Consider the following 24,489-nt stretch of genomic DNA (forward strand, 5'->3'; position numbering starts at 1 on the left):
CCCTAGGAGACCTGCGCCGCGCGCCGCTCCATCGCGCGGCGGGCGGTGTCCTCACTCTCGTAGACCTCGCACATGTGGCGCCCGTCGGGCGTCGCCGTGTGCTCGACCTCCCAGAGGGAGACCTCCGCACCGTCCCGCAGCAGGAACGCGTGCTCGTAGAGCGAGAAACCGATCCGGGCACGGCCCGCGCGGCCGGGGCCGCCGAAGGCCTGGGTGATCTGGTGCGCGGACGCCGTCGTCAGCCGGGCGGCGAGGTCGCCGCCGGGCCGGTCCGGGTTCTCCGCGCGGCGCAGCAGCCGGCGGGCGTGGTCCGCCGAGGCGTCGGGAACGTAGGCGTGCCGCGGGGCGGGGACGGGGGAGAGCTGCACCTGCACGGGCAGTTCGAAGTCGGGTGTGTCCGGCGGCAGTCCCAGCCGTGCGGTGGCGGTGCGCAGCTCCTCCTCGTCGACGTACACCTCGCGCTGCGGTTCACCGCCCGGAGCGGTGTTGTGGACCAGCTCCCAGAGCGTGAGCGCCGAGCCGTCGGCGAGCAGCCAGGTGTGCCGGTACGTCTCGCGGTGCAGCCCCGCGCTGTGGTGCGCGGAGTGCAGCGAACCGTCGTGCGCCAGCGCGCAGTCCAGCTGTCGTAATGTCTCGTCGGGCAGCTCGAACGAGTTCAGTGCGCGACCGAGCAGTCGCATGAGGTGCTCCTCCGGAGACTCGGGCGACTCGGGTGGTTCGTACGCTGCCGTCTCGTACGGAACGCTCAAGGTTTCTCCCGGCGTTGCTGCATGTCACCTTGTGGGTGCATACCGTAGCCCCTCGGTCGGACATCATGTCCGGGAACCGAGAAAACGTACGCACGAAAAACGGCCGGGCCGCGCGAGATGTTCCCGCGCGACCCGACGAACCGTCAAAAAACGCTGCTCGGAGCGGTGTCAGACCGAGCTTCCGGCAGTCCACTCGCTCCACGGCATGTTCCAGCCGTTGAGGCCGTTGTCCGGCGCGATCGTGCCGTCAGGGGAGTTCTTGACCGCCACGACGTCCCCGATGAGGGAGTTGTCGTAGAACCACTTGCCGTCGGTGGCGCCTTGGCCGCCCTGGGCGTCCCGCAGCCCGACGCAGCCGTGGCTGGTGCCCTGGACGCCGAAGGGAGGGTTGCCCGGGTTGTACCAGTAGTTGCCGTGGATGAAGGTGCCGGAGCGGCTCAGCCGCATCGCGTGCGGCACGTCCGGGATGTCGTACTCGCCGCCGAACCCGACCGTGGAGCCGTCCATGTGCGTCTGCAGGGACTTCTCCGAGATCACCATCTGCCCGTTGTATGTCGGGTTCTCGGCGCTGCCCGCCGAGATGGGGACCGACCTGAGCGTCTTGCCGTCGCGCACGACCGTCATGGTCTGGGTGTTCGCGTCCACGGTGGAGACCTGTGCCCGCCCCACGGTGAAGGTGACGGTCTTCTTCTGCACGCCGTAGACGTCGTTCGCGCCCTCCACCCCGTCCAGGTCGATCTTCATCGTGACCTTGGAGCCGGCCTTCCAGTACTCCTCGGGCCGGAAGTCGAGCCGCTGCGAGCCGAACCAGTGCCCGACCACCTTCTGCCCGCTGCTGGAGGTGACCGTGATGTGCGACTGCACGTTCTTCTTGTCGCTGATCGCCTTGTCGAACGTGAACGACACCGGCATCCCCACCCCCACCGTGGTGCCGCCGTCCGGGGCGTACGTGCCGATGAAGCTGTTGGCCGAGGAGACGGTGGTGAAGATCGAGTCGGCGGCGGACGTGCGGCCGTCGGCGTCCTTCGCGGTCGCCGTGATCCGGTACTTCGTGCCGCGCTCCAGCTGCTCCTTCGGCTTCCAGCCCGAGCCGTCGGCGGAGATCGTGCCCGGCACGACCGCGCCCGTCTCCGGCACCGTCATCCTCACGTCCGTCAGCCTGCCGTCGCTGACCTTCACACCGGTCGCGTTGATCGAGGCGCCGGTCGAACCGTCCCTCGCGGAGATCACGACCTCAGCGACCGAGGTCGTGGCGGAGCCCGTGTCGCCGCCCTTGGCGTCCTTCCGGGCGTCGGCGCTGGCGCTTCCGCCGCAGGCGGTGAGGGTGAGGGTGCCGATCGCCAGGGCGGCAACGGCCCCCAGTACGCGCCGCGATGCTATGACCGGGGTTGTCACGGGCTGCTCCAGGTTCGGTTGTTGTGCGGGGTTCTCGCTCAGTCCTGTAGAGGCGATCGGCGGCCGACTGGGTTCCCGCCGCCCGCCCGGAACGCCGGCACGTGACAGAACCGGGACAGTTGCCCGTCGACCGGATGCGGTCAACCGGCCCTGGACGGCCTTCCGTAGAGCTCCTCGTACGACGGCCACGCCCCACCCGGCCCGTCCACCGGTCCGGCGGCCCGGACGGCCCTGACGATCGCGCGCGTCACCATGTCCGCGCCCGCCGCCAGCACCTCGTTCAGCGCGAGCGGCTGCTCGGCGTCGAGCGGACGCTCCCCGGTCGCCAGGGTGAACACCGTGTCCCCGTCGCTGAGCAGGTGCACCGGCCGTACGGCACGCGCGATTCCGTCGTGCGCCGTGCCGGCCAGCTTCTGCGCCTGGGCCTTGGAGAGGTCCGCGTCGGTGGCGACCACGGCGAGCGTGGTGTTCAGCGGGGGCGGCGCGTTCCTCGCCGCGACCTCGGCGAGTCGCCGCCCCGCCGCTTCGTGGACGTCCGGCGCCGGGTACTCCACCCGCCCGCCCCGGAACAACTCCCCGTACAACACCCCCGTTTCCGGATCCGTCACCGATCCCGCCGCGTTCGCCACCACCAGCGCCGCCACCGTGATTCCCGAGTCCAGCACGGTGCTCGCGGTGCCGATCCCGCCCTTCAGCGTGCCGACCACGGCTCCCGTGCCCGCCCCGACACACCCCTCGGTCACTCCCGCGCCCGGCGTACTCGCGTGGGCCGCCTCGGCCGCCGCCCGCCCGGTGGCCGCGTCCGGCCTGGCACGGAAGTCGCCCCCGCGCCCCAGGTCGAAGACGCAGGCCGCGGGCACCACCGGCACCACGTGCGCGGGGTCCGGGCCGACGCGTACCCCGCGCCCCCGCTCCTCCAGCCAGGCCATCACCCCGGACGCCGCGTCCAGCCCGTACGCGCTGCCGCCGGTCAGCACCACCGCCTGGACCTTCCGCACCAGGTTGCGCGGATCGAGGGCGTCCGTCTCCTTCGTTCCGGGACCGCCGCCGCGCACGTCCACGGCGGCGACCGCCCCGTCCTTTGGCGCCAGCACCACCGTCGTGCCCGTCAGCCACCCGTCGCCGGTGCGCGTCGCATGCCCCACCAGCAGACCGGCGACGTCCGTCAATGCGTCAACTGTCATACCGCCAGTCTGGTCCAGGCAGGCACCGGCGCCCACGGCGCCCACGGCGTCTGTCGGCGGCGTCGGGCAGCAGGCGCCCCAGGGGTCCGCCCCGGCAGGCTCAGGAACGCTCAGGCACGCTCAGGCACGCTCCGGGCGGGGCGGGCCGTACCCTGGAGCCATGAGCACCACCCCCGACCCCGAGCCTCGCGCACCCCGGCCCGCGCTGGTCTTCGACGACCCGCTGGACCAGCAGACCTCGGACGACACCGACCGCGGCTGGGGCGACCGGCCCGCGGGCGACAGCGCGGCCGACCTGAAGCGCTTCCTCGACGAGAAGCCGCCCCACCACCTGTGAGCCGCGCGGGCATCCGCCGCCGCCGAGCCGCCGCGACCCGGCCCGCGGACGGCCCGACGGGTCGTCCTATGGACGGTCGTGGCCCGAACCGCGCTGTGCCACCAGCGCGTCGCGGATCTCCTTGAGCACCTCCAGCTCGGAGACCTCGACGATCTCCTGCGTGCTCTCCTTCGCCTTGCGCCGGGCCTCCTGCCGGGCCAGGTACTTCGCCATGGGCAGCACCATGAGGAAGTAGACGACGGCCGCGGTGATCAGGAACGTGAGGGTGGCACCCAGCACCGAGCCCCAGAGGATCCGCACGCCCGTCGCGCTGTCGCCGGTCCCGGTGCACGGGCCCTTGAGGCAGGAGCTGTAGCTGTCCAGGCTCTGGGTGCCGAACGCTCCGATCAGGGGGTTGATGACCCCCTTCACCACCGAGTTGACGATGTTGGTGAAGGCGGCGCCGATGACCACCGCCACCGCCAGGTCGATGACGTTCCCACGCATCAGGAAGGCCTTGAAACCCTGCCAGACGCTCGGCTCGTTCTTCTCGCTCACCTCGGGGGCTCTCCTCATGTGCACAGGTCGCGGGAGACCAGGTCTCGCACGGACGGGGTGTGGAACAAAACGCTCCGCAACCTACGTCAGCGCTGGGCGGCCCTGTCCAATCAGGTCCCTCCAACGAGCGACTTGACGCGATCAGCACAGCGTCACCGCCAGCCGCGACGCGGCTCCCGCGCCGACCAGCCGGTGTGCGGTGGCGCGCGGCACCGAGACCACCACCAGTGCCCCGCCCGCCGCCGTCCCGTCCACGGGCCCCGGCACCTTTGTCACCCGCACCCCGCGCGCGATCACGGAGGCGTCGCCCGCGCCGCCGGCCCCGGCCGCCACGACGTCGACCCGGTCGCCCGGCCTGAGCAGCCGCACCGTGGCCGCGTCGGCGATCCGCACCGGCGCCGACACGAGTCGCGCGCCGTGCCGCTTGCGAACCGGCTCGGTCACCGGATGCCCGCGCGCCCGCTGGGCGTCCTGTCCGCCGGCCCCCGGGTACGGGCCCGCCGCCACCAGCGCCGCGGCGGTGACGGCGAGCCCGACAGCCACGGCACGCCGCCGGTGGCGTACGAGCCGGTGCGGCTGATGACGCCCGCCACGCACCCGGACCGGGTCGAATTGCGGCACCTCGCAGGTGGGTGGCGCGTCGGTGCCGGGCGGCAGCGGGAAGGGAACGGCGGAACGGGACACGGTGACCACCACCTGTGACGAGGAGACGAGGGATCGGCTTGCGCTCCCACGATGAGGCCTCTCGCCGTTTCCCGCCGGAGCCCGTGCGTCACCGACCGATTGTGGAAAACCCGGTCACCCGAAGGAGACGCTCCGGCCCCCGACCTCCGCTATGGCAGCGCGATCCCCGGGTCCATCCCGCCCAGCGCCGCGGCGCACGGGCAGTCCCGCTCCCCGCCCGCCGGCAACGCGGCCACCGCGTCGAACAGGACGCCCCGCAGCCGGTCCACGTTCGCCGCGAACACCCGCAGGACCTCCTCGTGCGAGACGCCCTCACCGCTCTCCGCCCCGGCGTCGAGGTCGGTGACGAGGGTCAGCGACGTGTAGCAGAGCTCCAGCTCACGGGCGAGCGCCGCCTCGGGGTGGCCGGTCATGCCCACCACCGACCAGCCCTGCGCCCGGTGCCACAAGGACTCCGCGCGGGTACCGAAGCGCGGTCCCTCGACCACGACCAGGGTGCCGCCGTCCACCGGCTCCCAGTCCCGGCCACGCGCCGCCTTCAGCGCGGCGGCCCGTCCGGTGGGGCAGTACGGGTCGGCCAGCGACACGTGCACCACGTTGGGCACCGTGCCGTCGGGCATCGGCATCCCGTCGAAGTACGTCGACGGCCGGGACTTCGTACGGTCGACGAACTGGTCCGGCACAAGCAGCGTGCCCGGCCCGTACTCGGGGCGCAGACCACCGACCGCGCACGGGCCGAGAACCTGGCGCACGCCGACAGAGCGCAGCGCCCACAGGTTGGCCCGGTAGTTGATCCGGTGCGGCGGCAGATGATGGCCGCGTCCGTGCCGGGGGAGGAAGGCGACCCGCCGGCCGGCGACCTCGCCGAGGAAGAGGGAGTCGCTGGGCGGCCCGTACGGGGTGTCCACCTCGACCTCGGTCACGTCGTCGAGGAACGAGTAGAAACCGGAGCCGCCGATCACGCCGATCCCGGCTGTCACCTTGTTCGCCATGTTCGCCATGCCCGCACCCTAGCCGCCCCGGAAAACGCCGAGGACCCCGTCGTCGGACGACGACAGGGTCTCGTGCGAAGCCTTGTGCGGTCGCCTCGCGCGGCCGAGGTACGAGTGGCCCAGGAACCCGGGCCCGGGCGTCTCGGCCCAGGAACCTCGCCGCCGAGAGAAGCCTTACGCGGCGGTGGTGCTGGAGGAGGAGCTGCCGGAACTCGACGACGAAGACGACGAGGACGACGCCGACGAGGACGACGAACCACCCGAGTCCGAGGACGACGACGAAGAAGAGGACGTCGACGAAGCGGACGACGACGACTTCGCCGGCGAGCTGCTCGACGAGCTGCCGCGGCTGTCGTTGCGGTAGAAACCGGAGCCCTTGAAGACAATGCCGACCGCCGAGAACACCTTCTTCAGGCGGCCCTGGCAGTTCGGGCACTCGGTCAGGGCGTCGTCGGTGAACTTCTGCACCGCCTCGAGGCCCTCGCCGCACTCGGTGCACTGGTACTGGTACGTCGGCACTTGTCTTCCTCCTGGCACTCTCACTCGATGAGTGCTAACGACGGTCCATAGTGACGTATTCCGCGGGATCAGTCCACTGCGGCGTGCTCGCGGTGACCGACGCCACGTGCGACCGTACGCCCCTGGGGCCGGGTCGCCAGCCGCGAACGCAGTGCCAGCAGGACCGCCAGCGCGAGCACCGTGCCGCCCATCGGCACCAGGAACCCGGCGCCGTCCCAGAGCCGGTCCTCCAGCTGTCCGGAGACGGTCACGGCCGCCGCCTGGCCGAGCGCCACGGCGCCGGTCAGCCAGGTGAAGGCCTCGGTGCGGGCGCCGGCCGGGACCAGGCTCTCGACCAGCGTGTAGCCGGTGATGAGGGCGGGCGCGATGCACATGCCGACGAGCAGTCCGAGGCCGGCCAGCACGAGCACCGAGTGCGCGGCCCACAGGCCGGACGCGGTCAGCGCGAGGGCGGCGTACCCGACCAGGAGGCGCCGTTGCGGGGCGACCTTCCAGGCGATGGCGCCGCAGGCCAGGCCGGAGAGCATGTTGCCCGCGGCGAAGACGCCGTACAGGACTCCGTTCAGCCCGGGCTCGCCGATCGACTCGGTGAACGCGGCCAGCGACACCTGCATGCCGCCGAAGACGGAACCGATGCCCAGGAAGACCACGATCAGGACGCGCACGCCCGGGATGCGCAGCGCCGACACGTGCTCCACGCGCGCGTGGTCGCCGTCGGCACGGCCGACCACCGGCTGGGTGCTCTTCTGCGCGGCGAACAGCAGACCGCCCACCAGGGTGAGCGCCGCCTCCGTGACCAGGCCCGCGGCCGGGTCCACGGCCGTGCACAGGGCGGTCGCCACCAGCGGGCCGAGGACGAAGGTCAGCTCGTCCGTGACGGACTCGAAGGCGGCCGCCGTGGTCATCAGCGGGGAGTCCTTGAGTTTCACGCCCCAGCGGGCCCGCACCATGGGCCCGACCTGCGGCACCGAGGCACCGGTGGGCACGGCCGCCACGAACAGCGCCCACAGGGGTGCGTCCGCGAGCGCGAGGGCGGTCAGAGTCAGACCGGACGCCGCGTGGACGAGTACGCCGGGGAGCAGGACGGTGCGCTGCCCGTAGCGGTCGGCGAGCCGGCCGCTGTAGGGGGCGAAGACGGCCATGGCGACGCCGGTGACGGCCGCGACGGCGCCGGCGACGCCGTAGGAGCCGGAGGTGTGCTGTACGAGCAGCACGATGGAGAGCGTCAGCATGGCGAACGGCTGGCGTGCCGCGAAGCCGGGGAGCAGGAACGTCCAGGCGCCGCGGGTGCGCAGCAGCTGCCCGTATCCGGGGCGTGCGGAGCCGGGTGCGGTGTGCCGCTCCCCCTCCGGCGACTTCTTCGACGGGGTGACCGTGGATGCCACGGCCCGTGCCTTTCTGCCGCCTGGTAGCGCGGTCCGCCTCGCGGTTGTCGCCGTGCGGGAGCGCCGAGAGCTGTCCTCTTGCGCGGACTGCGGTAGATGCCGGAGTCGGTGCCGAAGAGGGCGTTCCGGCCGCCATACGGTCGCGCCAGCTCTGCGTCAGGCAGAGTTGGTTCGATCAGGTGCCGCATTCATCGTACAGGGATCAAGAGGGGCACACCCTGTGAAAGCGAGTACCCTCCCCCGCTCACCATGCCCCCGTGTTCACCCGCGCTGCCCGTTCGTGTCGCCCGTGCCCAGCCAGCCGGCCAGTTTGCCGCCGTGGCCGACCGCGCGCAGCCGCGCCTCGGCGGCGTCCCGGACGGGGTCCGTGGCGACCACGAGGAGTTCGTCCCCGCGTCGCAGCCCCGTGGTCGGCAGCGGTACGAACGACGTGTCGTCGCGGACGACCAGCGTGACGGCGGCCCCGGTCGGCAGCCGCAGCTCGCTGACCTCGACGCCGTGCATCCTCGAGCCCTCGGGGATCGTCACGGACAGCAGGTGTCCGCGCAGCCGCTCCAGGGGTGCCGACTCGATGCCGAGGTCGGCGGCCTCGTCCCCCTTGCCCAGGCGCAGCTTGCGGGCCAGCCAGGGCAGCGTCGGTCCCTGGATCAGGGTGTAGACGACGACCAGGACGAAGACGATGTTGAAGATCCGGCGGCTGCCCGCGACGCCCTCCACCATGGGGATCGTCGCCAGGATGATGGGCACCGCGCCGCGCAGTCCGGCCCAGGACATCAGGGCCTGCTCCTGCCAGGGCACCCGGAAGGGCACCAGGCACAGCACGACGCTCAGCGGGCGCGCCACCATGGTGAGCACCAGTCCGATGACCAGGGCGGGCAGGATGTCGTCGCCCAGTTCGTGCGGGGTGACGAGCAGGCCGAGCAGGACGAACATGCCGATCTGGGCGAGCCAGCCGAGCCCGTCGGCGAAGCCGCGGGTGGCGGGCCAGTGCGGCAGCCGGGCGTTGCCCATGACCATCGAGGCGAGGTAGACGGCGAGGAAGCCGCTGCCGTGGACCATGGCGCCGGCCGCGTAGGCCGCGACGGCGATCGACATGACGGCGATGGGGTAGAGGCCGGAGGCGGGCAGTGCCACGTGCCTCAGTCCCAGCGACCCCAGCCAGCCGACCGCGAGCCCGATGGCCGCGCCGATGGCCAGCTCCAGGGCGATCTCGCCCAGCAGCACGTACCAGTGCTCGATCGGGCCGGCCGTGGAGAAGGCGACCACGAGGATGACCACCGGGGCGTCGTTGAAGCCCGACTCGGCCTCGAGGATGCCCGTTATGCGCGAGGGCAGCGGGATCCTGCGGAGGACCGAGAAGACGGCCGCCGCGTCCGTGGAGGACACCACCGCGCCGACGATCAGCGCCTGCCGCCACTCCAGCCCGGTCAGGTAGTGCGCGCCCGCCGCGGTCACACCGACGCTCACCGCGACTCCGGCCAGTGCCAGTGCGGAGGCGGCCGGCAGGGCCGGTTTCGCCTCCTTCCACTTCGTGCCGAGGCCGCCTTCGGCCAGGATCACGACCAGGGCCGCGTAGCCGATGACCTGGACCAGTTCGGCGTTGTCGAACTGGATGTCGCCGATGCCGTCCTGGCCCATGGCGACGCCGATGGCCAGGTAGACGAGCAGGCTGGGCAGTCCGCTTCGCGAGGAGATCCGGACCGCCGCCACGGCGATGAGCAGGACGAGCGAGCAGACGAGCAGGAGCTGGTTGAGGTGGTGGACAGTCAGCGGCCGTTTCCCTTCCCTGGCGCAGAGCATGGATCACACTGCGGATCACAGCACGGACCACAGTGCGGATCGCGGCACGGACCACGTCGCGGACGAACGCGCCCGCACGGTACGCGCAAGCGGACTCCGCGCGATGTACGGACTCCCCTGGCACACGAGACCGCGTGCTCTGCGGACAACTACTTCGTTACCTTACCTAACTCTTGACGCTTTCTTGACGCTCACCTTGGCAAGATCGAACGCCCGTGCCTGCCCGTACCCGACTCCGCGTCAAGGGGGAGTGGGCCCTGCGCCTACAGTTGCTCCAGCGTTCAGTACAAAGCACAGCCCGCCCCTGCCGCTCGTGTTAGGACAGCAAGGACAGCGATGCCCCCCACCAACACCGCCTCTACGGGTCAGCAGCCCGGCAAGTCCGGCAGGAAGAAGGGGCGCAAACTACGCCTTCTCGTCCTCGTGCTGGTCCTGGCCATCATCGGCGGCCTCGCCTACGGGGCGTACTGGTCCATCAGCACCGTCCGCGCGTCCTTTCCGCAGACCAAGGGCTCGATCACGCTGGACGGCCTGTCGGGTCCGGTCGACGTCAAACGCGACGGTTACGGCATCCCGCAGATCTACGCCTCCACCGACGAGGACCTGTTCATGGCGCAGGGCTACGTCCAGGCGCAGGACCGGTTCTACGAGATGGACGTACGCCGCCACATGACCTCCGGCCGCCTGTCGGAGATGTTCGGCGAGGGCCAGGTCGACAACGACGAGTTCCTGCGCACCATGGGCTGGCACCGGGTGGCGAAGAAGGAGTACGACGAGAAGCTGTCGGACTCCACGAAGAAGTACCTCCAGGCCTATGCCAAGGGAGTCAACGCCTACCTGAAGGGCAAGGACGGCGAGGACATCTCCCTGGAGTACGCCGCCCTCGGGTTCACCAACGACTACAAGCCCCAGGAGTGGACCCCGGTCGACTCGGTCGCGTGGCTGAAGGCGATGGCCTGGGACCTGCGCGGCAACATGCAGGACGAGATCGACCGCGCCCTGATGACCAGCCGCCTCGGCCCCAAGCAGATCGCCGACCTGTACCCGGCGTATCCGTACGGCCGGAACAAGGCGATCGTCCAGGAGGGCCAGTACGACGAGCTCACCGAGACGTGGGACGGCGGCGGCACGTCCGGCGGCGACGAGGACTCCTCGTCCGGATCCGGCACGGGCACCGGATCCGGCACGGGCACCGGTACCGGCACGGGCACGGGGACCGGCACGGGCATCGGTACCGGTACGGGCACCGGCAACGCGCTGCAGGGCCAACTGGGGACCCTCCAGGCGGTCCTGGACGACCTGCCCACCGCCGTCGGCGTGAACGGCAACGGCATCGGCTCCAACTCCTGGGTCGTCTCCGGTGAGCACACCATCACCGGCAAGCCGCTGCTGGCCAACGACCCGCACCTGTCGCCGTCGCTGCCGTCCGTCTGGTACCAGATGGGCCTGCACTGCCGCACCGTCTCCGCGAAGTGCCAGTACGACGTCGCCGGTTACACCTTCGCCGGCATGCCCGGCGTGATAATCGGCCACAACCAGGAGATCGCCTGGGGCCTGACCAACTCCGGCGTCGACGTCACCGACCTCTACCTGGAGAAGATCACCGGCGCGGGTTACCAGTACGACGGCAAGGTGGTCCCCTTCGAGACGCGCGAGGAGACCATCAAGGTCGCCGGCGGCGATTCCAAGAAGATCGTCGTCCGCGAGACCAACAACGGCCCGCTCCTCTCCGACCGCGACGACGAGCTGGTGAAGACCGGCAAGAAGGCCACCGTCGACACCGCCGCCCCCGACCGCGGCGACGGCTACGGCGTCGCGCTGCGCTGGACCGCGCTGGAGGCGGGCTCCACCATGGACGCCGTCTTCGCGATCGACCGGGCGAAGAACTGGGACGAGTTCCGCGAGGCCGCCGAGCTCTTCGAAGTGCCCTCGCAGAACCTGGTCTACGCCGACAGCGAGCACATCGGCTACACGCTGCCCGGCAGGATCCCGGTGCGCGCCGAGGGCCACGACGGCTCCCTCCCTGCGCCGGGCTGGAGTTCCGAGTACCGCTGGAGCGGTGAGTACATCGACCCGGACGAGCTGCCGTACGAGTACGACCCGGAGCGCGGGTACATCGTGACCGCCAACCAGGCCGTCGTCGACGAGGACGACTACCCGTACACGCTGACCACGGACTGGGGCTACGGCGCCCGCAGCCAGCGGATCACCTCCCTGATCGAGCAGAAGATCAAGGACGGCGGGAAGATCTCCACCGACGACATGCGCCAGATGCAACTGGACAACAGCAGCGAGATGGCCAAGCTGCTCGTGCCCCAGCTGCTGAAGATCGACGTCGCGGACAAGGACGTCCGCGAGGCGCAGAAGCTGCTGGAGGGCTGGGACTACACCCAGGACGCCGACTCGGCGGCCGCCGCCTACTTCAACGCGGTGTGGCGCAACATCCTCAAGCTCGCCTTCGGCAACAAGCTGCCCAAGGAGCTGCGGGTCGAGGGGCAGTGCCTGTGGGTCGACCCGGTCAACACCACCGGACCCGCGGACGAGACCAACAAGGTCCGCGAGTGCGGTCAGCGGGACGCCACCCAGGCGCAGCCCGACGGCGGTGACCGCTGGTTCGAGGTGGTCCGCACCCTGCTGGACGACCCCAAGAGCGACTGGTGGAAGACCCCCGCCTCCGGCACCCGCAAGGGCGCCGACAACCGGGACGACCTCTTCAAGCGGGCCATGATCGACGCCCGCTGGGAGCTGACCGCCAAGCTCGGCAAGGACATCGACACCTGGAACTGGGGCCGGCTGCACCGCCTGTTCCTGAAGAACCAGACCCTGGGCACCGAGGGCCCCGGCTTCCTGAAGTACGCCCTCAACCGCGGCCCGTGGAAGCTCAGCGGCGGCGAGGCGGCGGTCAACGCCGCCGGCTGGAACGCGGCCGGCGGCTACGGGGTGATCTGGGTGCCTTCCATGCGGATGGTGGTCAACCTCGGCGACCTCGACAAGTCGCGGTGGATCAACCTCACCGGCGCCTCCGGACACGCCTACAGCGCCCACTACACCGACCAGACGGACAAGTGGGCCGACGGAGAGCTGCTGCCCTGGGCCTTCTCGAAGAAGGCGGTCGACGAGAGTACGAGCGACACGCTGGTGCTGAAGCCGTGACGGCAGCCGTGGCCGACGGCTGATCCGCGGTGAAGGTGGCCCCCACGCGAGCGTGGGGGCCACTCTCATGTGAACCTGCGCACTCCCGACGGCGTGACCACCGCGTCCACCGGCCGGTCGTGCGGCTCCCCGGGGACGTGCGTGACGATCTCGGAGCCGTACAGCAGCACCAGCAGGGCAGGGCGCGCGCCCGCCCGCTCCAGGCGCGCGAGGACCCGGTCGTACGACCCGCCGCCGCGCCCCAGCCGCATGCCGCGCCCGTCGACGGCCAGGCCCGGCAGCAGCACCACGTCGGCGTCCGTCACCGCGTCCGGCCCCAGGCGCTCACCGGCGGGCTCGGACAGGGTCATCCGCCCGCCGTGCCGCACGCGCGCCAGGGAGCCCTCGCCGGCGTACTCGCCCCAGTCCAGGTCGTTGTCCGGCAGCAGCGCCGGCAGGAGGACACGCACGCCACGCGCGCGCAGCGCGTCCAGCAGCGCGAGGGTGCCCGGCTCGGCGCCCACGGAGACGTATGCCGCCACGGCGTGCGCCCGCGCGACCTGAGGCATCGCGAGTGCCTGCCCGGCCAGCGCGTCCGCGGCTTTGTGCACGTCATCCGCCGTCAGACGGTTCCTCGCGGCGAGGATCTCCCGCCGCAACGTGCGTTTGTCAGGCCCGGCCGCGGGTCCGATCTGACTCAATGGTCGCTCCCGTACCGCTCTAGTGTGCTCATGTGAGCGCTGATCATCCGGGATCACAGATTCTCCCCATTGTCACCGGATATGGTGGCGCGCATGACTCAGTCCCACCCCAGGATCAGCAAGGCTGTCATCCCCGCAGCCGGGCTCGGTACCCGGTTCCTGCCGGCCACCAAAGCCACTCCCAAGGAGATGCTGCCGGTCGTCGACAAGCCGGCGATCCAGTACGTGGTCGAAGAGGCCGTGACCGCCGGCCTCGGAGACGTCCTCATGGTCACCGGGCGCAACAAGCGCCCCTTGGAGGACCACTTCGACCGCAACTACGAACTGGAGTCCGCCCTCCAGAAGAAGGGCGACGCGAGCCGGCTGGCCAAGGTCCAGGAGTCCAGCGACCTCGCGATGATCCACTACGTCCGCCAGGGCGACCCCAAGGGCCTCGGCCACGCCGTGCTGTGCGCCGCCCCGCACGTCGGCGACGAGCCCTTCGCGGTCCTGCTCGGCGACGACCTGATCGACCCGCGCGACCCGCTGCTGCAGCGCATGGTCGAGGTCCAGGAGCAGTACGGCGGCAGCGTCATCGCCCTCATGGAGGTCGCGCCCGAGCAGATCCACCTCTACGGCTGCGCGGCCGTGGAGGCGACCGAGGACGGCGACGTCGTCAAGGTCGGCGGACTGGTCGAGAAGCCCGACCCGGCCGACGCGCCCTCCAACTACGCCATCATCGGCCGCTACGTCCTCGACCCGCACATCTTCGACATACTCCGCAAGACCGAGCCCGGCCGCGGCGGCGAGATCCAGCTGACCGACGCCCTCCAGCAGCTCGCCGAGGACGAGAAGGTCGGCGGCCCGGTGCACGGCGTCGTCTTCAAGGGCCGCCGCTATGACACCGGTGACCGCGGCGACTACCTGCGTGCCATTGTCAGACTCGCGTGCGAACGTGAAGACCTGGGCCCGGACTTCCGGACCTGGCTTCGCAGTTACGTAGCCGAGGAGATGTAACGACGTTGAGCAGCGCCGCGCACCGTGACACCGGCCACGACCACGCCGCCGCGGACTTCGGTCCCGACCGGCTGTGGTCGGTGCAGGAACACCTGGACGACATCCTCACCACCGTCCGGCCCCTGGAACCCATCGAGCTGAACCTGCTCGACGCCCAGGGCTGCGTCCTGGTCGACGACATCACGGTGCCGCTCTCCCTGCCGCCGTTCGACAACAGCTCCATGGACGGGTACGCGGTGCGCGTCGCCGACGTCGCGGGCGCGAGCGAGGAGTTCCCCGCCGCCCTCGAGGTCGTCGGGGACGTCGCCGCGGGCCAGGCCGACCCGCTCACCGTGGGCCCCGGCCAGGCCGCCCGCATCATGACGGGCGCCCCGCTCCCGCCCGGCGCCGAGACCGTCGTCCCCGTCGAGTGGACCGACGGCGGGCTCGGAGAGGGCCCGGTGGCCGGGATGCGCGCCCGCAGCCTGGCCCCCGAGGCCGCCGAGGGCCAGGTGCGCGTCTACCGCCCGGCGGAGGCACGCGCGCACGTACGCGCGAAGGGCAGCGACGTCAGGTCCGGCGACCGCGCCCTGGAGGCCGGCACGGTCCTCGGCCCGCCGCAGATCGGCCTGCTCGCCGCGATCGGCCGCGGCAGGGTCCGGGTACGCCCGCGTCCGCGCGTGGTGGTCCTCTCCACCGGCAGCGAACTCGTCCAGCCCGACGAGGAACTGGCTCCCGGTCAGATCTACGACTCCAACAGCTTCGCCCTCACCGCCGCGGCCCGCGACGCCGGGGCCATCGCCTACCGCGTGGGCGCCGTCGCCGACGACGCGGAGACCCTGCGGTCCACCATCGAGGACCAGCTGGTCCGCGCCGACCTGATGGTCACCACCGGCGGGGTGAGCGTCGGGGCGTACGACGTCGTCAAGGAGGCGCTGGCGCACGTCGGCGACGAGGACGAACCGGGCAGCGGCGTGGACTTCCGCAAGCTCGCCATGCAGCCCGGCAAGCCCCAGGGCTTCGGCTCCATCGGCCCCGACCACACCCCGCTGCTCGCCCTGCCCGGCAACCCGGTGTCGTCGTACGTCTCCTTCGAGCTGTTCGTCCGCCCCGCGATCCGCACCCTCATGGGCCTCGCCGACGTCCACCGCCCGACGGTCACCGCGACCCTGGTCACGGAGAAGGCCCTCACTTCGCCGAAGGGGCGGCGGCAGTTCCTGCGCGGTACCTGTGCCGACGGTTCGGTCACCCCGGTCGGCGGCGCGGGGTCCCATCTCGTGGCCGCCCTCGCGCACGCCGACGCGCTGATCGTCGTCCCCGAGGACGCCGAGTCCGTCGAGCCGGGCGCCGAGGTCGAGGTGGTCCTGCTCGGCTGACACCTCCTGGTTGGCGGTACCGTGTCGCGCACAGCAGGCCCACGCGCCGCACCGCGCCGGGCCCGGACCGGGAGCGCCACACGAGCATGAGTACCGAGGACCGACCCCCGCACAACGGCCAGGACGCGCACGACCCGCGCGACGGCCAGGACCCGCAGGACCGGCTGACGCACATCGACGAGGCGGGCGCCGCCCGCATGGTCGACGTGTCCGGCAAGGACGTCACCGCACGCACCGCGCGGGCGAGCGGACGCGTCCTCGTGGCGCCCCGTGTGGTCGAGCTGTTGCGCGGCGAGGGCGTCCCCAAGGGCGACGCTCTCGCCACCGCGCGCATCGCGGGCATCATGGGCGCCAAACGCACCCCGGATCTGATCCCGTTGTGTCATCCGTTGTCGGTCTCCGGTGTGAAACTGGACCTGTCGGTCGCGGACGACGCCGTGGAGATCACCGCCACGGTGCGCACGACGGATCGCACGGGTGTCGAGATGGAGGCGCTCACCGCGGTCTCCGTCGCCGCGCTCACCGTGGTCGACATGGTCAAGGCGGTCGACAAGGGAGCGGTCATCACGGACGTGCGCGTGGAGGAGAAGACGGGCGGCAAGTCCGGCGACTGGAGCCGGACATGACGCTCGACGCGTCGGCCGGGGATGCCCTGTCCGCGCCGTACGGAGCCCTGGTCGTCACCGCCTCCAACCGGGCTGCCGCAGGGGTCTACGAGGACAGGGGAGGGCCCCTGATCGCCGAGGGCCTGCGCCGCTTCGGCTTCGCCGTCGACGGCCCGCGGGTCGTCCCCGACGGTGACCCGGTGGAGGCCGCCCTGCGAGCGGGCGCCGACGCGGGCTACGACGTCATCGTCACCACCGGCGGCACCGGCGTCTCGCCCACCGACCGCACCCCCGAGGCGACCCGGGCGGTGATCGACTACGAGGTCCCGGGCATCGCGGAGGCCGTCCGGGCGTACGGGCGGGACAAGGTGCCGACCGCGGTGCTCTCCAGGGGCCTGGCCGGCGTGGCGGGCGGCACACTGATCGTCAACCTGCCGGGTTCCTCCGGTGGGGTGAAGGACGGCCTCGCGGTGCTGGAGCCGCTGCTGAAGCACGCCGTGGACCAGCTCCGCGGCGGTGACCACCCCAGACCCGCCAGTGGTGGGGGTGCGAGCTGAACAGCCCATCCTGGCCCGTGGAACTGGTGGACGGCGACATCGTCCTCAGGCCGATAAAGCTGCGCGACCAGCGGGCCTGGCGTGAGGTCAACCGGCGCAACCGCGACTGGCTGCGGCCGTGGGAGGCGACCATCCCGCCGCCCGGGCCCGGCGGTCCGCTCACGAACCGCCCGACCTACCGCCAGATGGTGCGGCACCTCCGGTCCGAGGCCCACGCGGGCCGGATGCTGCCCTTCGTCATCGAGTACCAGGGGCGGTTGGCCGGCCAGTTGACGGTGGCCGGCATCACCTGGGGTTCGATGTGCTCCGGGCACGTCGGTTACTGGGTGGACGAGGCGGTGGCCGGCCGCGGGGTGATGCCGACGGCCGTGGCGATGGCGGCGGACCACTGTTTCCGCACCGTCGGACTGCATCGCGTCGAGGTCTGTATTCGCCCCGAGAACGCGCCCAGCCGCCGGGTCGTGGAGAAACTCGGATTCCGCGAGGAGGGCCTCAGGCCGCGTTATCTCCACATCGACGGAGCCTGGCGCGACCATCTCGTCTTCGCGCTCACCGCGGAAGAGGTCCCGGAGGGGTTGTTGCGGCGCTGGCGCCGGTCACGGGACCGGAGTACGCCCAACAGCGGGAATTGAATAAACGTTCGAAATTGATCGGGCTGAGACCGTCCGGAACGGATAATTTCGCAACCCTGGTAGTCGGCTGATCGCATCGGTCGCAAAAAAAGTTCGAAATATCAGCCAGATCGTGCGACACACCGGCTCAATTGGCGGATGGCCCCACGCAAACCCCTCTACCGTGTGAGGCGTGAGCAGCAGCGGCCTCATCTACGCAGTCATCGTCGGGGCCTGGGCCGCCTACTTGGTGCCGATGTGGCTCCGTAGGCAGGACGAGCTGAACGAGGCCCGTCCGACGGAACGCTTCAGTACCGCCATCCGGCTGCTGTCCGGACGAGCGGGTATGGAGCGCCGGTACGCCAAGGACCTGCGGTCGCGCTACGCCGACGAGGCGGAGCCCGACGCCGACGCCCCGGACGCCGTCACCGACTCGGTGGACGTCCGGGCGTTCGCCGTGTCCAGAACCCGACGGCACACCCGGCCCGCCGCACCGCAGCAGTCCGCGGAGCGGCCCGAACCGGCGGGCCAGGACACGAGCGGGCGCCCGCACGGCCGCAGAGCCGGGCAGTCCGGTGACCCCGGTCACTCCTCCGACCCCGGGCAGCCCTCCGACTTCGGGCAGCCCTCCGTACCGGGACAGCCCCACGGGTCCGGTGCGGCCGCGGCGCGCAAGCGCGTGCCGCAGGCCCGGCGCGCCGCCGTCTCACCGGCGGCCGCGGCCCGCGCCCGGCGCACCAAGGCACTCGCGCGCCGTCGGCGTACGACCGTGATGCTGTTCGTGGCCTTCACGCTCGGTTCGGTCGTCGCGGCGGTCGGCGGGCTCGCCTTCCTGTGGGCGCCCGGGGTGCCTGCGGTGCTGCTCAGCGCCTACATCGCCTACCTGCGTTCGCAGGAACGCCACCGGTTCGCCTTCCAGATGGACCGGCGTCAGGCCGAGGTCGCCGCGCAGCGGCTGCGCGACGGCGACCGCCGCCCCCGCCGTCGCGCGCCCGCCGACCCCGCCGCGCCCGCCGCGCCCGCCGGCCCCGTCGGCGACCCCGACGCCGAGGAGCCGGACGACGGGCCCGAGGCGGAACTCGACGCCGGCCTGTCGGCGCTCGCCGCGGACCGGCGCGCGCTGGTGGAGCAGACCGACCACGCCGAGTGGGTCGACCAGCAGCGCGAACGCCAGCGGCGGCCGCAGGGCGACAGCTGGGACCCGGTACCGGTGCCCCTGCCCACCTACGTGACCGCACCGGTCGCCCCCCGCGCCACGCCCGACGTGGACCTCGCGGCGCCGGACGCGTGGAGCTCGGCACGCTCCAGTGCCGTCGCCGACCAGGAGGACGCGGCGGCGGCCCCCGGGCCGGACCGCCCGGCCGCCCACGCCGAGGACCGCCCGGCCCCTCACGCCGAGGACCGCCCGGCCCCTCACGCCGAGGACCGCCCGGAGGGCCCTGGCCGCAGCGGCGCCCGCCGCGCCGCGTCCGCCCGCCGGGCCCGGGAGCGCGGCCGGACCCCGCTCTTCGACCAGTACGAGGACGGGGACCGTCCCCGCGCGGCCAACGAGTAGTCCCAGGTGGTCCCCGGAACCGATTTTTGAGCTGGCCGGTCGGGGTGCTAAAGTTTCACTCGTTGCAAGGGCCTGTGGCGCAGTCTGGTAGCGCACCTCGTTCGCATCGAGGGGGTCTGGGGTTCAAATCCCCACAGGTCCACGCACATTGACGGGATCCCGTTCGATCATCACGATCGAACGGGATCTTCGTCGTTTGCGGGAGAGTGTCCCGTAAGGCAAGGCCGTCCGTACGGCCGCCCGTAAGACAGCCCCGCAGGGCCGCAACGAATCCGTGACCGGACGTCGGGCAACCTTCACTGTTACCGGTGGGTCACCTGGGCACGGTGTCACCGCAGTGGTGCCGTCCTGTCGTCTGGGGAACGGAAGAGAACCATGAGACGTAGCTCCCTGCGCACGCAGTGGGCTCACACGGCCGTGGCCGGGGTGGCCGCCGCGGGACTCGCCACGGTCGGACTGGCCACGGTCGGACTCGCCGGTGTCGCGCAGGCGGAGGAGGGCCAGACGCCCCTCCCCGTCACCATCACCGGTCCGGACAAGGTGGACCTGGCGCTGGACGGGGCCGAGGACGAGCCCGGGAGGCCGCAGATCAGCCTGGGGCTCACCGGTCCCGGGGAGTACGACCCGGACAGCGACACGGACCCGGAGCCGGTCCCGAACAACGGCTACAGCGTCACCATCGACGCCACCGCCCTCAAGGGCTTCGCCGAGGTCGGCCTGCCGCCGTCGTGCGAGGCGGACGGCGGCCTGATCGCCGTCTGCAACAGCAGCAGCCTCTATCCCGGTGACTCGTACAACCCGAGCTGGAGCATCCGCCTCGACCTGTTGGACACCGCCGGGGCCGGGGACTTCGGCAAGGTCAAGGTGACCGGCGCGGGCGAGGGCCTGGCGTTCAACGAGCACACCGTCGACGTACTGGTCGGCGGACCGGAGCTGCTGAAGAAGAAGCTCCCCGCCGAACCCGAGGGCTTCCGGGCCGGTGACACCTACGACGCCCCGCTCGGCTTCCGCAACGTCGGCAGCATGTCGGCCGACGGCGTCGTCCTGCGCTTCGGCGGCACGCGCGGCCTGTCCTTCCCCGACTCGTACGACAACTGCTCGTACGCGGAGGAGAACAAGGACGACCTGATCCGCTATCAGAAGATCGCCCTGTGCACGTTCGAGGGCGAGTTCCTGCCGGACACGGCCTACGAACTGAGTGAGCCGGTCAAGGTGAAGACCGCGGACTTCGCGCTCGGCGACATCTTCCACTACGGCTTCGACGCGGTCGGCGCCAAGGAGGCCGGTGCGCTGCGGGCGGACGCCGACTACCGCGAGGGCTCCGGCCGGACGCTGACCCTCGAGCCGGTCGAGGGCGGCTCCGCCGGCGACTACGAGAAGTACGCCGAGATCGGCCTGGCGACGCGGAACACCTACGACCTCGACCTCACCGGTGCGCGCGTCGCGGGCGAGCAGGGCGAGACCGTCACGGTCGACGTCGCCCTGAGCAACCACGGGCCCGCCTGGATCGGGGCGCTCCGCTCGGGCGGTGAGCCGCTGGACTTCACCGTGCAGGTCCCGGAGGGCGCCAGCGTGGTGGACAGCCCCTGCCGCCCCGTGAACGACGGAGCCACGTCCGAGTACCGCTGCTCGGCGGACACCCCGTTCCTCGAGGACGACCGGCGCACCTTCAGTTTCCAGCTGCGTATCGACGAGGTGGTCGCGGGCGCCAAGGGCAAGATCGCGCTCCCGGAGTGGGACGACCCCCGGGAGGGCAACCCGTCCAACGACGCCGGCTGGATCGTGCTGAACGGCACGGGTGACGAGGAGACGCCGGGTGACACCGGTGGCGCGACCGGCGGGGCCGACGGTGGCGCCACCGTCGGCCCCGGCACCGCCGGCGGCTCGGGCACCACGGGCGGCACTGACACGACCGGCGGCTCGGCTTCCACCGGCGGGTCCACCGGTGGTTCCACCGGCGGCACGACCGGCGGTGAGTCCCCCCAGGGCGGCCAGGACACCGAGGGCGGCCTGCTGGCCTCCACCGGCTCCACGGCGCTGCTCGTCTCGGCCGGCGCGGCACTGGCGCTGGCCGCGGGCGGTGTGCTGTTCGCCGTCTCACGCCGCCGCAGGGCGAGTGACGCGGTCTGACGACACGTACATCGACTGCCGACGTCGATGACCGAAGGGCCCCGGGGACGCCGTCTCGCCGTCCTCGGGGCCCTTTGCCGAGCCGCCGACCGCGCCTACGAGTGCCTATCAGTGCCTACCCGTGCCTACGGGACCTGGAGGGCCTTCGCGTAGCAGAGGCTTTCCTCGTGGAAGCGGTAGTAGCCGAACTTCCCGCACGGCTCGTAGCCGCTGGAGGTGTACAGGGCCACGGCCTCCGGCTGCTTGGTGCCGGTCTCCAGCACCATGCGGGTCCGGCCCGCCGCGCGGGCGTCCTCCTCCAGGGCGGCCAGGATGCGCCGGGCCAGTCCTCGGCCGCGCACCTGCTCGATCACGAACATCCGCTTGAGTTCGGCGTCCCCGTCGAGATTGCCCTCGTCGTTGGCGTCCTGACCGCGCCAGCCGCCGGAGGCGACCGGGACGTCGTTCTCGTCGTACGCGATGAGGTACAGGCCGTTCGGCGGCGCGAAGTCGGACGGGTCCAGGTGCGTGGCGTCGCCGCCGTCGCCGTAGCGGACGTCGTACTCGGCCTGGACCTCGTCGTTCAGTTTCACGGCGTCGGGGTGGTCGAAGGGGACCCGGCGTATGTTCATGCTTCCTACCGTTGATCGATGCGCTGTCTGGAGTGGAGCATCGTCCAGTGTGCCGGTACCGCTACCGCTCCCTGCGGCTCCGGCAGAGTGGGCAGCGGCACGGTGGCCACGTCAGGGAGTCGGGGATCCAGTCGGGGTCGCCGCCACCGGTGTAGGCGCGCTCCTTGGTCCGGCTGCTCTCGCCTCCCTCCCGGGTGACTCGGTATGTGCTGATCGTCAGGCGGGACCTGCCCGGTTCGGGCGGGGTTCCGGCGTTCACGCCTGGCCTGCCTCGGTGGACCGTGTGGTGTCGAGCCCGGTGCGCTCGGGTGACGTGCGCATCAGGCGGCCCTCTTCGCGCCGATCACGTGCCGGTCCAGGTCGAGACCGAAGTCGGCGGCGATGACGAGAGTGAGTCGGCGGCGGCGCCGGCGTGCACGTTCACGTGCGTGCTCGCAGGCGACGACGTAGGGGCGTACGAGGATCGCCGCCGCGCCGTCGAGAGGGTGGTCCGCGCCGTACGGGGAGCGGGGGAGCGGGAGGCGGGGCGCGCCGGTATGGGCGTCGTTGGTGTGCGGAGGGACGGTGCGGGTGCTCGCCCGTCGTTGCCCGGTGGCGGGCAGCAGCAGGGGCAGAGCCCAGAGAAGGAACGCGTGGATAATGCTCATTGTTGTCAGCTCCTTTGTAGCTGGCGGCCATGCCCCCGGACGTTCGCCGCGTCGCGGGGGTCTTTGCGTGAGGGAGAGCGTAGCGTGACTTGTCAGGTGGTGGCATGTGTTGTCAGGTGGCTGCATATGACAAAAGGCATCGTCGTAGGTTCAATAAGGTCGTTAGGTGACCGTTGACCTCGAAGGACCCGAGCCCCTGTACGAGCAGATCGCCGCGATACTCGCCGCCCGGATCGCCGACGGAACCTACGCACCCCGCCGCAGGGTCCCCTCGGAGGCGGGCATCTGCGAGGAGTTCAACGTGTCCCGCCCGACAGCGCGGGCGGCCCTGCAGCTCCTCGGTGAGCGCGGCCTGATCATGACGGTGCGGGGGAAGGGCTCGTTCGTCGTCGAGTCGCCTGCAGAGGGTTCCCGGGGCGACACACCCTCCACCCCCTGACTCCGCCGTCGCCGGGCGGGGCCCGGTGCGGCGGCAGGTATCGTGCCCTGGTGCTCACCGTGACCTCCGTAAATGTGAACGGTCTGCGCGCCGCCGCGAAGAAGGGCTTCGTGGAGTGGCTCGCCGACACCTCCGCCGACGTGCTGTGCCTCCAGGAGGTGCGGGCCGAGCCCCAGCAGCTGCCGGAACACGTCCGCACGCCCGAGGGCTGGCACGTGACGCACGCCCCCGCCGCCGCCAAGGGCCGCGCCGGGGTCTCCCTCTACAGTCGCCGCGAGCCCGACCGGGTCCAGGTGGGTTTCGGCTCGACGGAGTTCGACAGCAGTGGCCGGTACGTCGAGGCGGACCTGCCCGGTGTGACGGTCGCCTCCCTCTACCTGCCCTCCGGCGAGGTCGGCACCGAGCGCCAGGACGAGAAGGTCCGCTTCATGGGCGAGTTCCTCGGCTACCTCAAGGAACTGCGCGAGCGGGCTGCCGCCGACGGGCGCGAGGTCGTCGTCTGCGGCGACTGGAACATCGCGCACCGCGAGGCCGACCTGAAGAACTGGCGCGCGAACAAGAAGAACTCCGGCTTCCTCCCGGAGGAGCGGGAGTGGCTGAGCCGGGTCCTCGATCCGGCCGAGGGGGGTTACGTCGACGTCGTACGCGCCCTGCACCCGGACGTCGAGGGGCCGTACTCGTGGTGGTCGTACCGGGGGCGGGCCTTCGACAATGACAGTGGATGGAGGATCGACCTTCACGCCGCCACCCCGGGCCTGGCCGCCAAGGCCGTCAAGGGGTACGTCGAGCGCGCCGCGACGCACGCCGAGCGCTGGTCCGACCACGCGCCGGTCACGGTGGTCTACGACCGTTGAGCCCCTGGTCCGCCCGCTGAGCCCCTGGTCGGCCCGCTGAGCCCTTGGTCGGCCGCTAGTCCGCCCGCTGCTGGAACCGCCGGTCCATCGCCAGTGACAGTTCCGCCTCCACCACGCTGCGGGCCAGGGGGCGCAGGCGGTGGAGTTCCCGCTCGGGGGCGTGACGCAGGATCAGGTCGGTGAAGAGGTCGGCGAGGGCGTCGGCGTGTTCGCGGACGCGGGCGCCGGCCTGGAGGACCTCGCCGAGGGGGATGCCCTCGCGGACCAGGGCGGAGGAGACCTCCAGCAGGCGGTGGCTGATGTGGACGAGTTCGTCGCCGTCGGTGCCGACATAGCCCAGGTCCATCGCGGCGGCGAGGTTCTCGGGGGTGACCTCGCCCTCGAAGCGGGCGGCGAGTTCCTCGGGGGTGAGGCGGACCGGGGTCTCCTCGGTGGGCTCGCCCAGGCCCAGCAGGTCGCCGACGTCGCGGCCGTGGTCGAAGGCGTCGGCGAGTTCCGCGATGCCGTTCAGGGTGTGGCCGCGCTCCAGCAGCGCCGCGATGGTGCGCAGCCGGGCCAGGTGGTGGTCGTCGTACCAGGCGATGCGGCCCTCGCGGCGGGGCGGCGGGATCAGTTTGCGTTCGCGGTAGAAGCGCAGGGTGCGCACCGTGATGCCGGCCAGCCCGGCCAGTTCCTCCATGCGGTATTCACGCTTCTCGGTCACGCCCCGACCCT

24 protein-coding genes and 1 tRNA gene are annotated in these 24,489 nt (G+C 71.6%); 12 read left to right on the forward strand and 13 right to left on the reverse strand.

Annotation, left to right across the window (positions count from 1 at the left end):
- Window positions 1–2 precede the first annotated feature (2 nt).
- From QC283_RS18165 to QC283_RS18175, 3 genes are all read right to left on the reverse strand, one after another.
- The gene (locus QC283_RS18165) at window positions 3–749 is read right to left on the reverse strand and encodes a DUF6227 family protein (protein WP_279562597.1); all 747 of its coding nucleotides are present in this window, start codon (window positions 747–749) and stop codon (window positions 3–5) included.
- Between the two features lie 168 nt (window positions 750–917).
- Window positions 918–2,144 carry a L,D-transpeptidase gene (locus QC283_RS18170; protein WP_279562598.1) on the reverse strand — a complete coding sequence of 409 codons (1,227 nt, stop codon included), beginning with the start codon at window positions 2,142–2,144 and terminating at the stop codon, window positions 918–920.
- Between the two features lie 140 nt (window positions 2,145–2,284).
- Window positions 2,285–3,328, reverse strand: coding sequence for a P1 family peptidase (locus QC283_RS18175; protein ID WP_279562599.1), 1,044 nt, complete (start codon window positions 3,326–3,328; stop codon window positions 2,285–2,287).
- Between the two features lie 160 nt (window positions 3,329–3,488).
- Between QC283_RS18175 and QC283_RS18180 the strand changes: the two genes are divergently transcribed.
- Window positions 3,489–3,665 carry a hypothetical protein gene (locus QC283_RS18180; protein WP_279562600.1) on the forward strand — a complete coding sequence of 59 codons (177 nt, stop codon included), beginning with the start codon at window positions 3,489–3,491 and terminating at the stop codon, window positions 3,663–3,665.
- A 66-nt stretch (window positions 3,666–3,731) separates the two neighbouring features.
- Here the strand turns inward: QC283_RS18180 and mscL are convergent, their stop codons facing one another.
- From mscL to QC283_RS18210, 6 genes are all read right to left on the reverse strand, one after another.
- Window positions 3,732–4,202 carry a large conductance mechanosensitive channel protein MscL gene (gene mscL / locus QC283_RS18185; protein WP_279562601.1) on the reverse strand — a complete coding sequence of 157 codons (471 nt, stop codon included), beginning with the start codon at window positions 4,200–4,202 and terminating at the stop codon, window positions 3,732–3,734.
- Window positions 4,203–4,343: 141 nt separating this feature from the next.
- The gene (locus tag QC283_RS18190) at window positions 4,344–4,823 is read right to left on the reverse strand and encodes a hypothetical protein (RefSeq protein ID WP_279562780.1); all 480 of its coding nucleotides are present in this window, start codon (window positions 4,821–4,823) and stop codon (window positions 4,344–4,346) included.
- 212 nt (window positions 4,824–5,035) lie between these two features.
- Complete coding sequence (locus QC283_RS18195; RefSeq protein WP_279562781.1) at window positions 5,036–5,878, reverse strand: S-methyl-5'-thioadenosine phosphorylase; 843 nt, start codon at window positions 5,876–5,878, stop codon at window positions 5,036–5,038.
- Window positions 5,879–6,052: 174 nt separating this feature from the next.
- The gene (locus tag QC283_RS18200; RefSeq protein ID WP_279562602.1) at window positions 6,053–6,397 is read right to left on the reverse strand and encodes an FmdB family zinc ribbon protein; all 345 of its coding nucleotides are present in this window, start codon (window positions 6,395–6,397) and stop codon (window positions 6,053–6,055) included.
- 68 nt (window positions 6,398–6,465) lie between these two features.
- Complete coding sequence (locus QC283_RS18205; protein ID WP_279562603.1) at window positions 6,466–7,782, reverse strand: MFS transporter; 1,317 nt, start codon at window positions 7,780–7,782, stop codon at window positions 6,466–6,468.
- A gap of 261 nt (window positions 7,783–8,043) precedes the next feature.
- Entirely contained in the window at window positions 8,044–9,582 is a 1,539-nt protein-coding gene (locus tag QC283_RS18210) for a potassium/proton antiporter (protein ID WP_279562604.1), read from the reverse strand.
- Window positions 9,583–9,918: 336 nt separating this feature from the next.
- Here QC283_RS18210 and QC283_RS18215 point away from each other — a divergent pair, with 336 nt between their 5' ends.
- Entirely contained in the window at window positions 9,919–12,735 is a 2,817-nt protein-coding gene (locus QC283_RS18215; RefSeq protein WP_279562605.1) for a penicillin acylase family protein, read from the forward strand.
- Window positions 12,736–12,800: 65 nt separating this feature from the next.
- Here the strand turns inward: QC283_RS18215 and QC283_RS18220 are convergent, their stop codons facing one another.
- Window positions 12,801–13,415, reverse strand: coding sequence for a 5-formyltetrahydrofolate cyclo-ligase (locus QC283_RS18220; RefSeq protein ID WP_279562606.1), 615 nt, complete (start codon window positions 13,413–13,415; stop codon window positions 12,801–12,803).
- A gap of 93 nt (window positions 13,416–13,508) precedes the next feature.
- Between QC283_RS18220 and galU the strand changes: the two genes are divergently transcribed.
- The 8 genes from galU to QC283_RS18260 all read left to right on the forward strand — a co-directional run bounded on the left by galU (window position 13,509) and on the right by QC283_RS18260 (window position 21,224).
- Window positions 13,509–14,411: a UTP--glucose-1-phosphate uridylyltransferase GalU gene (gene galU / locus QC283_RS18225; protein ID WP_279562607.1), complete on the forward strand. Its 903-nt coding sequence runs from the start codon at window positions 13,509–13,511 to the stop codon at window positions 14,409–14,411.
- 5 nt (window positions 14,412–14,416) lie between these two features.
- Window positions 14,417–15,766: a molybdotransferase-like divisome protein Glp gene (gene glp, locus QC283_RS18230; protein WP_383523189.1), complete on the forward strand. Its 1,350-nt coding sequence runs from the start codon at window positions 14,417–14,419 to the stop codon at window positions 15,764–15,766.
- 86 nt (window positions 15,767–15,852) lie between these two features.
- The gene (gene moaC / locus QC283_RS18235) at window positions 15,853–16,392 is read left to right on the forward strand and encodes a cyclic pyranopterin monophosphate synthase MoaC (RefSeq protein WP_279562608.1); all 540 of its coding nucleotides are present in this window, start codon (window positions 15,853–15,855) and stop codon (window positions 16,390–16,392) included.
- Window positions 16,389–16,928, forward strand: coding sequence for a MogA/MoaB family molybdenum cofactor biosynthesis protein (locus QC283_RS18240; protein WP_279562609.1), 540 nt, complete (start codon window positions 16,389–16,391; stop codon window positions 16,926–16,928). The genes moaC and QC283_RS18240 overlap by 4 nt, the downstream gene beginning before the upstream one ends.
- Window positions 16,925–17,560 (forward strand): GNAT family N-acetyltransferase, encoded by a 636-nt coding sequence (locus QC283_RS18245; protein ID WP_279562783.1) that lies wholly within the window; start codon window positions 16,925–16,927, stop codon window positions 17,558–17,560. Before QC283_RS18240 ends, QC283_RS18245 begins: the two co-directional genes overlap by 4 nt.
- Window positions 17,561–17,732: 172 nt before the next feature.
- Window positions 17,733–19,094 (forward strand): divisome protein SepX/GlpR, encoded by a 1,362-nt coding sequence (gene sepX / locus QC283_RS18250; RefSeq protein ID WP_279562610.1) that lies wholly within the window; start codon window positions 17,733–17,735, stop codon window positions 19,092–19,094.
- Window positions 19,095–19,162: 68 nt separating this feature from the next.
- Window positions 19,163–19,236 (forward strand) — tRNA-Ala (locus QC283_RS18255).
- Window positions 19,237–19,469: 233 nt separating this feature from the next.
- Window positions 19,470–21,224: a hypothetical protein gene (locus QC283_RS18260; RefSeq protein WP_279562611.1), complete on the forward strand. Its 1,755-nt coding sequence runs from the start codon at window positions 19,470–19,472 to the stop codon at window positions 21,222–21,224.
- Between the two features lie 125 nt (window positions 21,225–21,349).
- Here QC283_RS18260 and QC283_RS18265 read toward each other — a convergent pair whose 3' ends face one another.
- The gene (locus tag QC283_RS18265) at window positions 21,350–21,835 is read right to left on the reverse strand and encodes a GNAT family N-acetyltransferase (protein ID WP_279562612.1); all 486 of its coding nucleotides are present in this window, start codon (window positions 21,833–21,835) and stop codon (window positions 21,350–21,352) included.
- A gap of 320 nt (window positions 21,836–22,155) precedes the next feature.
- A complete protein-coding gene (locus QC283_RS18270; protein WP_279562613.1) occupies window positions 22,156–22,482 on the reverse strand; it encodes a hypothetical protein in 327 nt (108 codons plus the stop codon).
- Between the two features lie 166 nt (window positions 22,483–22,648).
- Here QC283_RS18270 and QC283_RS18275 point away from each other — a divergent pair, with 166 nt between their 5' ends.
- Both QC283_RS18275 and QC283_RS18280 read left to right on the forward strand, forming a co-directional pair.
- Entirely contained in the window at window positions 22,649–22,921 is a 273-nt protein-coding gene (locus QC283_RS18275) for a GntR family transcriptional regulator (protein ID WP_279562614.1), read from the forward strand.
- Between the two features lie 50 nt (window positions 22,922–22,971).
- Complete coding sequence (locus tag QC283_RS18280) at window positions 22,972–23,775, forward strand: exodeoxyribonuclease III (RefSeq protein WP_279562615.1); 804 nt, start codon at window positions 22,972–22,974, stop codon at window positions 23,773–23,775.
- Window positions 23,776–23,830: 55 nt separating this feature from the next.
- On the opposite strand, the gene QC283_RS18285 is transcribed toward QC283_RS18280, so the two are convergent.
- Complete coding sequence (locus tag QC283_RS18285) at window positions 23,831–24,478, reverse strand: MerR family transcriptional regulator (RefSeq protein WP_279562616.1); 648 nt, start codon at window positions 24,476–24,478, stop codon at window positions 23,831–23,833.
- Window positions 24,479–24,489: the final 11 nt, after the last annotated feature.

It is taken from the genome of Streptomyces sp. DH41 (assembly GCF_029813785.1).
Classification (GTDB): Bacteria; Actinomycetota; Actinomycetes; order Streptomycetales; family Streptomycetaceae; genus Streptomyces.

Coding starts and splice junctions, on each gene's coding strand:
- QC283_RS18240 (WP_279562609.1), top strand. CDS start 16,389: ATGACGCTCGACGCGTCGGCCGGGGATGCCCTGTCCGCGCCGTACGGA.
- QC283_RS18270 (WP_279562613.1), bottom strand. CDS start 22,482: ATGAGCATTATCCACGCGTTCCTTCTCTGGGCTCTGCCCCTGCTGCTG.
- QC283_RS18195 (WP_279562781.1), bottom strand. CDS start 5,878: ATGGCGAACAAGGTGACAGCCGGGATCGGCGTGATCGGCGGCTCCGGT.
- galU (WP_279562607.1), top strand. CDS start 13,509: ATGACTCAGTCCCACCCCAGGATCAGCAAGGCTGTCATCCCCGCAGCC.
- QC283_RS18215 (WP_279562605.1), top strand. CDS start 9,919: ATGCCCCCCACCAACACCGCCTCTACGGGTCAGCAGCCCGGCAAGTCC.
- QC283_RS18265 (WP_279562612.1), bottom strand. CDS start 21,835: ATGAACATACGCCGGGTCCCCTTCGACCACCCCGACGCCGTGAAACTG.
- QC283_RS18260 (WP_279562611.1), top strand. CDS start 19,470: ATGAGACGTAGCTCCCTGCGCACGCAGTGGGCTCACACGGCCGTGGCC.
- moaC (WP_279562608.1), top strand. CDS start 15,853: ATGAGTACCGAGGACCGACCCCCGCACAACGGCCAGGACGCGCACGAC.
- QC283_RS18180 (WP_279562600.1), top strand. CDS start 3,489: ATGAGCACCACCCCCGACCCCGAGCCTCGCGCACCCCGGCCCGCGCTG.
- QC283_RS18175 (WP_279562599.1), bottom strand. CDS start 3,328: ATGACAGTTGACGCATTGACGGACGTCGCCGGTCTGCTGGTGGGGCAT.
- QC283_RS18210 (WP_279562604.1), bottom strand. CDS start 9,582: ATGCTCTGCGCCAGGGAAGGGAAACGGCCGCTGACTGTCCACCACCTC.